The organism is Calothrix sp. UHCC 0171, assembly GCF_034931845.1.
In the GTDB taxonomy this organism is placed as follows: domain Bacteria; phylum Cyanobacteriota; class Cyanobacteriia; order Cyanobacteriales; family Nostocaceae; genus Brunnivagina.
Genome location: NZ_JAYGHN010000086.1, coordinates 1 through 7,847, shown reverse-complemented (window position 1 = coordinate 7,847; position 7,847 = coordinate 1). Strand labels below are relative to the sequence as shown.

Below are 7,847 nucleotides of genomic sequence, written 5' to 3'. Positions count from 1 at the left end.
ACCCAGATGATAAGACCATTGGCAAAGACCATAGGCATTAAGACCGACAAATTCTAAATCACCGATTTCTATTCCAGCCTGAACCCCTTCTATATTCAGGGTTAAACTGCCACGGAATTGAGCTTTACAATGAATGATAAAGGCTGCGAAAGCAACGTTGACTTTTGCTTGTATAAATCGCGCATTGAGCTTTGCCACCAGTTGTAGTGCTAGCTGACCGAAATCATAAGCCCCATCCAAGTCTCCTAAAATATTGCTCAATAAGATAGCATAGCTGTTATAGCCAACGGCTGAGAGGGCTGTGTTTCCATGATTAATCGATAGTTTGACTTGGGTCAGAATTACAAAAGGAAACAGCAAGGGAGCCGAAATATAAGTCGTAGCAATTATGCTCGACAGCAACTGCATAATCGCCAAGGGTTCTGCCTCTGTCATCACTGGCAAGTTAAGTAAATCTTGGGTCGTTCTGCCCTTGAGTAAATCAGTGACTTCTTGGAGAACTGGGGGGATATCTGCGGGTGTCGGCTGTTCGGGAAGCTGAACATTGAATTTTGCTAAGGCAGTACGAGCGATGGCGATCGCTTCTTGAAACAGACCCTGAGCATTATAAGCTTGAATCTGGATTTCATAAGCTTTGACATATTGAGTAGGTTGGAGGTTTTGCGCTAAAATCACCCTCACCCACTCCTCCATCTGGTCAGAATTACCACACAGATATGCGGCTTCTGCTGCGCCTTCATGCAATGCTAGTATTAGCTGCGGTGCGGTTTGCCAACTTTCGTCAGAGAGCAGCGTTAAAGCCGTCTGGAAATAGGTAAGGGCTGGCTCATTGGCAGTTGAGGCTTTGGCTTTACTGCCAGCGATTAAATTGAGTTGAGCAAGATTCTTTCGTTCCGATGGGTCGAGGACAAGAGTAATAGCGCAATTCCAGTGGTTGACAATCTCAAAAATGTTGGCTTCTAGTTCAGTTTTTCGGGTGCTTTGGTGCAGTAACCGAGCGATCGCCAAATGAGTTGTCTGTTTCTGCTCTTGGGGAATCAAAGAATAAGCAGCTTGTTGGATGCGATCATGCAAAAATTTATAATTAACAACTTGAAAAACTTCTTGTTGCCCAATTTGTTCTTCAATTCCTACATAAAACTTATAAATCTCGCTTTGTGGTAATATAAACCCTGACTGTAAAGCTTTCCACAAAGCAGTAGAAGTTTCCATTTCTGATTGTTCACAAACAATCGCCAAGGTATGCAAATCAAATTGATTACCAATGCAAGCCGCCAATTTTAAAATATTCTGGGTTGTTGGTGGCAACTTCTGTAACTGTAATGCCATAAATTCTACAACATCATCAGTTAAAGCTTTTTCTTTGACCTTGGTAATATTACACTGCCAATAACCAGCAGCTAAATCAAATGTAATCAATTCTTCTGCATATAAAGCCTTGAGAAATTGGCTACTAAAAAATGGATTTCCTTGAGTTTTTTGAGAAATTAACTGTGTTAATGGCTGTGCTAAATCAGCAGGACACTTAAGAGTCTCTCCCACTAACTGATTCAAGCTGTTTTGGCTCAATGGTTGTAAAGTAATGGTATTAATCACAGCACCCGTTTTTGCAATATCATCCAAAGTCATTATCAAAGGATGTGCCGGAAAAACTTCATTATCACGATAAGCACCAATTACAAATAGATACTTTGTCTCAACCATTAATAACTGCATTAACTTCAGCGATGCTGAATCAGCCCATTGCAAATCATCTAAAAACATCACTAAAGGATGTTCAGCAGTAGTAAAGACTTGGGTAAATTTTTGAAATAATAAATTAAATCTATTCTCTGTTGCAGTTCCTGATAATTCTGGTGCTGGTGGTTGCTGACCAATAATACGTTCTAATTCGGGAATAACTTCAATTATTACCTGTCCATTTTCCCCAACTACTGCTAATATTTTATTTTTCCATGACTGAACTTGAGCATCACTTTCTGTCAGCAATTGCCCCATTAAATCGCGGAACGCTTGCACAAATGCCGAGAAGGGAATATTGCGATTAAATTGGTCATATTTCCCTTGAACAAAATAACCCCGTTGTCTGACAATGGGTTTGTGAACTTCATTGACAACCGCAGTTTTCCCAATTCCGGAAAAACCAGCTACCAGCATCATTTCAGTTGCGCCAGCACTGACTCTTTCAAATGCGTGGAGTAGTTTTTCTACTTCGGTTTCTCGTCCATAAAGTTTATCAGGGATAATGAATCTGTCACAAATATCTCTCTGAGCAATTTCAAAATACTTAATTTCACCAGATTGTTTAATTTCAGCTAAACATTGCTCTAAATCATGTTTTAAACCTAATGCACTCTGATATCTATCTTCAGCATCCTTCGCCATCAGTTTACTGATAATCTCACCGATAACTTGGGGAATTCCTAATTTGACATTAGAGACACAAGTCGGCTTTTTCGCAATATGCGAATATACCAATTCCATTGGTTCTATGGATGAAAATGGTAATTCTCCTGTGAGTAATTCGTAAAAAGTTACACCCAAAGAATAAAAATCAGTGCGGTAGTCAATCCCCCTATTCATCCTTCCTGTTTGTTCGGGAGAAATATAAGCTAATGTCCCTTCTAATACATTGGAATTGACAAGATTTTGAGTTTCCCGTGGTAGCAGAGATGCAATACTAAAGTCGATTAATTTAACTTGTTTATTTTCTGGGTTAATTAATATATTGCTGGGTTTAATATCTTTATGAATAATCCGCTCTCGATAGAGAATATCTAAGGTGTCACATAGAGATATGGCTATTTGTAAAAATTCTTCTAGAGAGGCGATATATCGGGTATCTACAGCAGCAAAATAATCTTTTAATGAAATTCCTCCAAAGTCTTCCATTACCAACATATAGCCATTTTGGTAGGGTTCTAGGCTATAGGTTTGAATGATTCCGGAATAGTTGAGGTTTTTGGAAATAGTATACTGATTACGGAATTGTACAAGTTCGCTAAAGCTAGGATAAGGATTTTTTAGTAGTTTAATTACTACTTCTAACTTGTCATTTTCTCGATATCCTCGATAAACCTGGGTTCTGCAACCATCATAGAGTTGTTCGCTGATTTGATATCTGGGAATACTTACTTTAGTGCTAATCATATTGAGTTAATCGTTAAGACTTTACACTTAGTATTCCCAAATATGTTAATAAACTTACATAAAAATCCCAATATTTATTTCATAATGGCAACTCCAGGATAAACTCTGTACCTATACCCAAGATAGAATTACAACTTAACTTGCCTCCGTGGGTCTCTTCGATAATTTGCCGGGCGATCGCTAATCCTAACCCTGTACCTTTACCAACTCCTTTAGTAGTAAATAGATGGTCAAATATTTTCTGTTGGACTGATTCATTCATACCTTTGCCATTATCAGTAATAGTGATTTTCACTTTGTCATTTTGGACTGAGGTTTTAATGGTGATTTTGTTAGGATTAGCTTTAATTTCCTCAAAACTGCGTCCTGAATTTGAGTCATCTAAGGCATCAATGGCATTTGCTAAGATGTTCATAAATACCTGATTTAATTGACCGGGGAAACACTCAACTTGCGGTAAATTTCCATATTCTGTGACTACTTCAATGGCTGGACGTAGCTCATTTGCTTTGAGTCGATGCTTGAGGATTAAAATTGTGCTGTCGATGCCTTCATGGATATTAAAGGGAACTTTATAATCTTGATCGGCACGGGAGAAAGTTCTTAAGCTGGTGCTAATATTTTTTAACCTGTCACATGCCATACCCATAGCATCGATCATCTTCGGTAAGTCTTCTAGGCTATAATCCAGGTCTATTTCGTCGGCATGATCAATAATTTCTTCGCTGGGATTTGGTATATTTTCTTGATACAATTTGAGGTGTTCGGTAATATCGGCAACTGTGGGTTTCGCTTGTTTCAGGCTTGCAGAAATAAATCCGAGAGGATTATTCATTTCATGTGCCACACCGGCAACTAAATTACCCAAGGCAGACATTTTTTCACTTTGAACAATTTGTAATTGGGCTTGTTGTAAATTCTGTAATGCTTGTTCAAGTTCCTGAGATTTTTGGTTGACAGCAGCTTCTGCTTGTTTGCGATCGCTAATATCAATTACTACCCCATCCCACAATATTCCACCATCAGCTAATCGGGTTGGTCGAGCCGCAGATTGTACCCATTTGACTTTTCCTGAAGGTAAGACAATCCGCCATTCTTGCTCAAAGGGTGTGAGGTTTTGGGCGGAGTCAGCTACTGCTTGTGCCATTCCTGGATGATCATCTGGATGGTGCATGGCGTAAAGACTATGCTTTCCTTGCATCACTAATTCTGGTTCTAACTCATATAAGTCTCGACATCCGGAACTAACGTAGGGTGTGGAGGTGGAACCGTCAGTTCCTAAATAGAATTGGTAAACCATACCCGGAATATTATTGGTCAAATTCTGGAAGCGGGTTTCATGCTCCTGCAATTTTGTTAGAGAATTTTGCAACTGTTGAGCGTAATTCTGGGAATTTTTGTACAGTTGAGCATTTTCTAAAGAGATGGCTGCTTGGGAGGATAATAAGTTAATTACTTGCAATCTTTCTTGAGTAAATACCCCACAGGTAAGTTGATTTTCTAGATACAAAATCCCAACTAAATGTCCTTGATTAATAATTGGTTTACAGAGAACACTCTTTGGTTGATGAGTGAGTATATATTCGCCAATTATTCCAGGTATATGAGTTTGACAATTGTCTATGAAAATAGTCTCTTGGGTATTCTTGACGTAATTAATAATTTTTTTGGGGACATCTTCACAAGTTTCTAGCGATTGTGGAGTCAGGATAGTTTGGATTTCACTTTGATAATTATGTTGGTAATTATTTTGATAATTATTTTGATAATTAATAAAAGTAATTGCTCTCACTTCCCAGATATCTTCCTGGGGAAGAATTAATACGGATTTTTTCGCACCGGAGCTTTCTAAGATAATTTTGGTGAGATTGGTAAGAAGTTGATCCAATTCAATGCTGCTAGAAATTGCTTGGGCAGCTTTGAGGATGGAAGAAAAATCGAGCAGTTGAGAAATATTTGTGCTGCTTGCAGTGGAAGTATGAGTGGAGTCAGATGTCTGAGGAAAGGCGATAGTGGTAATTGTTTCCCAGGGATTGAGAGTTAGTCGTCGCTGTTCTCGGATTGGTTTGAGAAGTTGAGGATAGCGTTTTTCGAGGTCATCGGTTTTGGCTTTGGCTCCCCAACGACTGTAGCAGTAGTATGCTTCTTGCATGTAGCCTGCGGCTACTCTTTCTTTGCCCCATCCCAGATAAAATTTGGCTGCTAGTTCGTTACCCAGGGCTTCTTCTTGGATGTATTTGTTTGCTTTTGCTCCAGCAATTGCCTTGTCGTATAGCTCAATAGCTTCAGTGTTTTTTCCGAAAACCCGGCATTTTTCTGCTTCTACTAAGTCTAATTTATGTTGGTGATTCATCGGTGCATAACCTGCCCAGCGCTGCAACTGAGTTTGGTTTTCTTGTACTCGCTGCCATTTTTCCGGTGATTCCGATAGAGTGGCAAGTGTCGTCAGAGAATCGTAAAAATAAAAGCCCGGTTCGATAATGGTTCCTGCATAGGCTACTAAATGATGTTGTGCTTGAACGGCATCTTTTTGAGATTGTTCGATATCTCCTAATAAGAAGTTCAATACGAATCGATGTAGGTAAAAAGTACCCAAGCGAAATGCATCATTGGAAACTTTGATTTGAGCAAGTAATTCTTCCTCATAGACATCTCGACGTAGGGGAAACTCATCCTCCGATTCCCCTAGCAAGATTCGAGCCATTTCCCAGTAAATTAAATAGTGCTTCCCTGTTGTGACTTGGTTAATGTCTTGCAAGTGCTGGTGATAGGCGCGAATTTGTGGTTCAAGTTCAGATAATGTTTGCCCACACCAGAAAGCATTCAAAGCAAAGACTTGTAGGGTATAAATCAGGAATTCGAGATTGCCCGTTTCTAATCCTGCTTGATAACCCTCCTGAAGAATTGGTAATGTTTCTCGCAGATGTTCTGTGCGGTGGTGAATATATCCACCAATTAAAATGTATGTTGCTACTCGTGTATTTTTGGCTTCCGGCTCCAATGCTAGCTGGTAAGCTAATTGCCCAAATTGTTGTACCTCCGTTATCTGTTCCGAGAACGAATTAACTATGGCTGCATAGCTAGCATAGGAAAAAGGAGAAAAAAGATTGTTTCCATGCTGAATCGAAAGTTTAACTTGTAGAGCAACCACCAAGGGATATAAAGGTGAGCCTGTCAGATAACAAGCGGGAGTAATGCTAGAGGCAATTTGCACGATCGCCAGTTTGTGGACATCTGTCATTTTTGGCAGATGAATTAAATCTTCGATAGAGCGATCGCCAATTGCGCTATTAATTTCTTGCCTTACCTGCTCAATATCTTCCCTCGTTGGGAAATCGGGAAAACTAACTCCCAATAACTGAAGGATACTTCTACCAGTGGCGATCGCTTCTCCAAATTGAGCGCGGGAGTTTAACGCCTGGATTTTCACTTGATAAACTCCCATACAATCCAAGGACGTTGTTGTAGAGGCAATTGTGGCATCAATCCACTGGCTCATTTCTTGAAAATCACCCAGCAAGGAAGCAGTTTCCGCCACTAATTCATGTAAGGTTAAAGTGCTTTGATATTGACGTTGCCAAGCTTCTTTTCCTAATAATTGTAAGCCAATTTTTGCATATTCATGTCCTGCTTTATATGCAGTGGCGGCTCTGGCTCTACGGCTAGCTATTAGGTTTAGTTGGGCTAATTCATCCCTTTCTGTTTGGGCAACAATTAAATTAATTCCGTAATTTAATTGATTGACTAATTCAAAAATACGCTCTTCCCTAACTGATGAGGAAACCTTTTGCAGCAACGATTGACCAATTTGATAATGAACATTTTCTTTTTGTGTTTCTGGAATCAATGCATAAGCCGCTTGTTGAATGCGATCGTGCAAAAATTTATATGTAACAGCCTGGGAATTTTCCTGATTTTCTAACTGATTTGCTTCACAAACAAAAAACTTATAAACTTCACTTTGCGGTAGTACAAATCCTTCCTGCAAAGCATTCCACAAACAAGCAGCAGTTTCCACCTGAGATTGTTGGGAAACAATTGCTAATGTTTCTAAATCAAATTGATTACCGATACAAGCAGCTAATTTCAACACCTCTTGGGTTGATTGCGGTAGTCTTTGTAATTGAAAGACCATGAATTCAACCACATTATCCGTGAGTGCCTGCTGGTTAATTTGGCTAATATCACACTGCCAACATCCCTCTGCAAAGTTAAACTCAATTAATTTATCCTGATGTAGGGATTTGAGGAATTGAGTCGCAAAGAAGGGATTACCTTCAGTTTTTCGATGTATCAACTGAGATAGAGGAAATCCGTTATCTTCGGAACACTTTAATGTATCAACTACTAGTTGATTTAATTTGATTTGGCTGAGGGGGCGCAGGGTAATTGTATTTATAACTGCACCGATATTTTTAATTTTATCTAACTTTAAGATTAAGGGATGGGTGGGAGATACTTCGTTATCTCGATAGGCACCAATTAATAATAAATATCCTTGATTCGTATCACTCATTAATAATTGAATGAGCTTTAATGATGCGGAATCTGCCCATTGTAAATCATCTAAAAATATGACTAATGGATGTTCTTTTTGAGTAAAGAGTTGAATAAATTTTTGAAAGATTAAATTAAATCGATTCTCAGCAGCACTACCCGATAGTTCTAAAGTAGGTGGTTGTGACCCAATAATTCTT

The 7,847-nt window shown here is 39.0% G+C and carries 2 protein-coding genes; both read right to left on the bottom strand.

The genetic code is table 11. The annotated features are described in order from the left end of the window. Window positions 1–3,150: serine/threonine-protein kinase PknK (locus VB733_RS27010; protein ID WP_323343134.1), on the bottom strand; the 3,150-nt coding region annotated here is incomplete at its 3' end. A 79-nt stretch (window positions 3,151–3,229) separates the two neighbouring features. Beyond that, on the bottom strand, window positions 3,230–7,847 hold a 4,618-nt coding region (locus tag VB733_RS27005; RefSeq protein WP_323343133.1), incomplete at its 5' end, for an ATP-binding protein.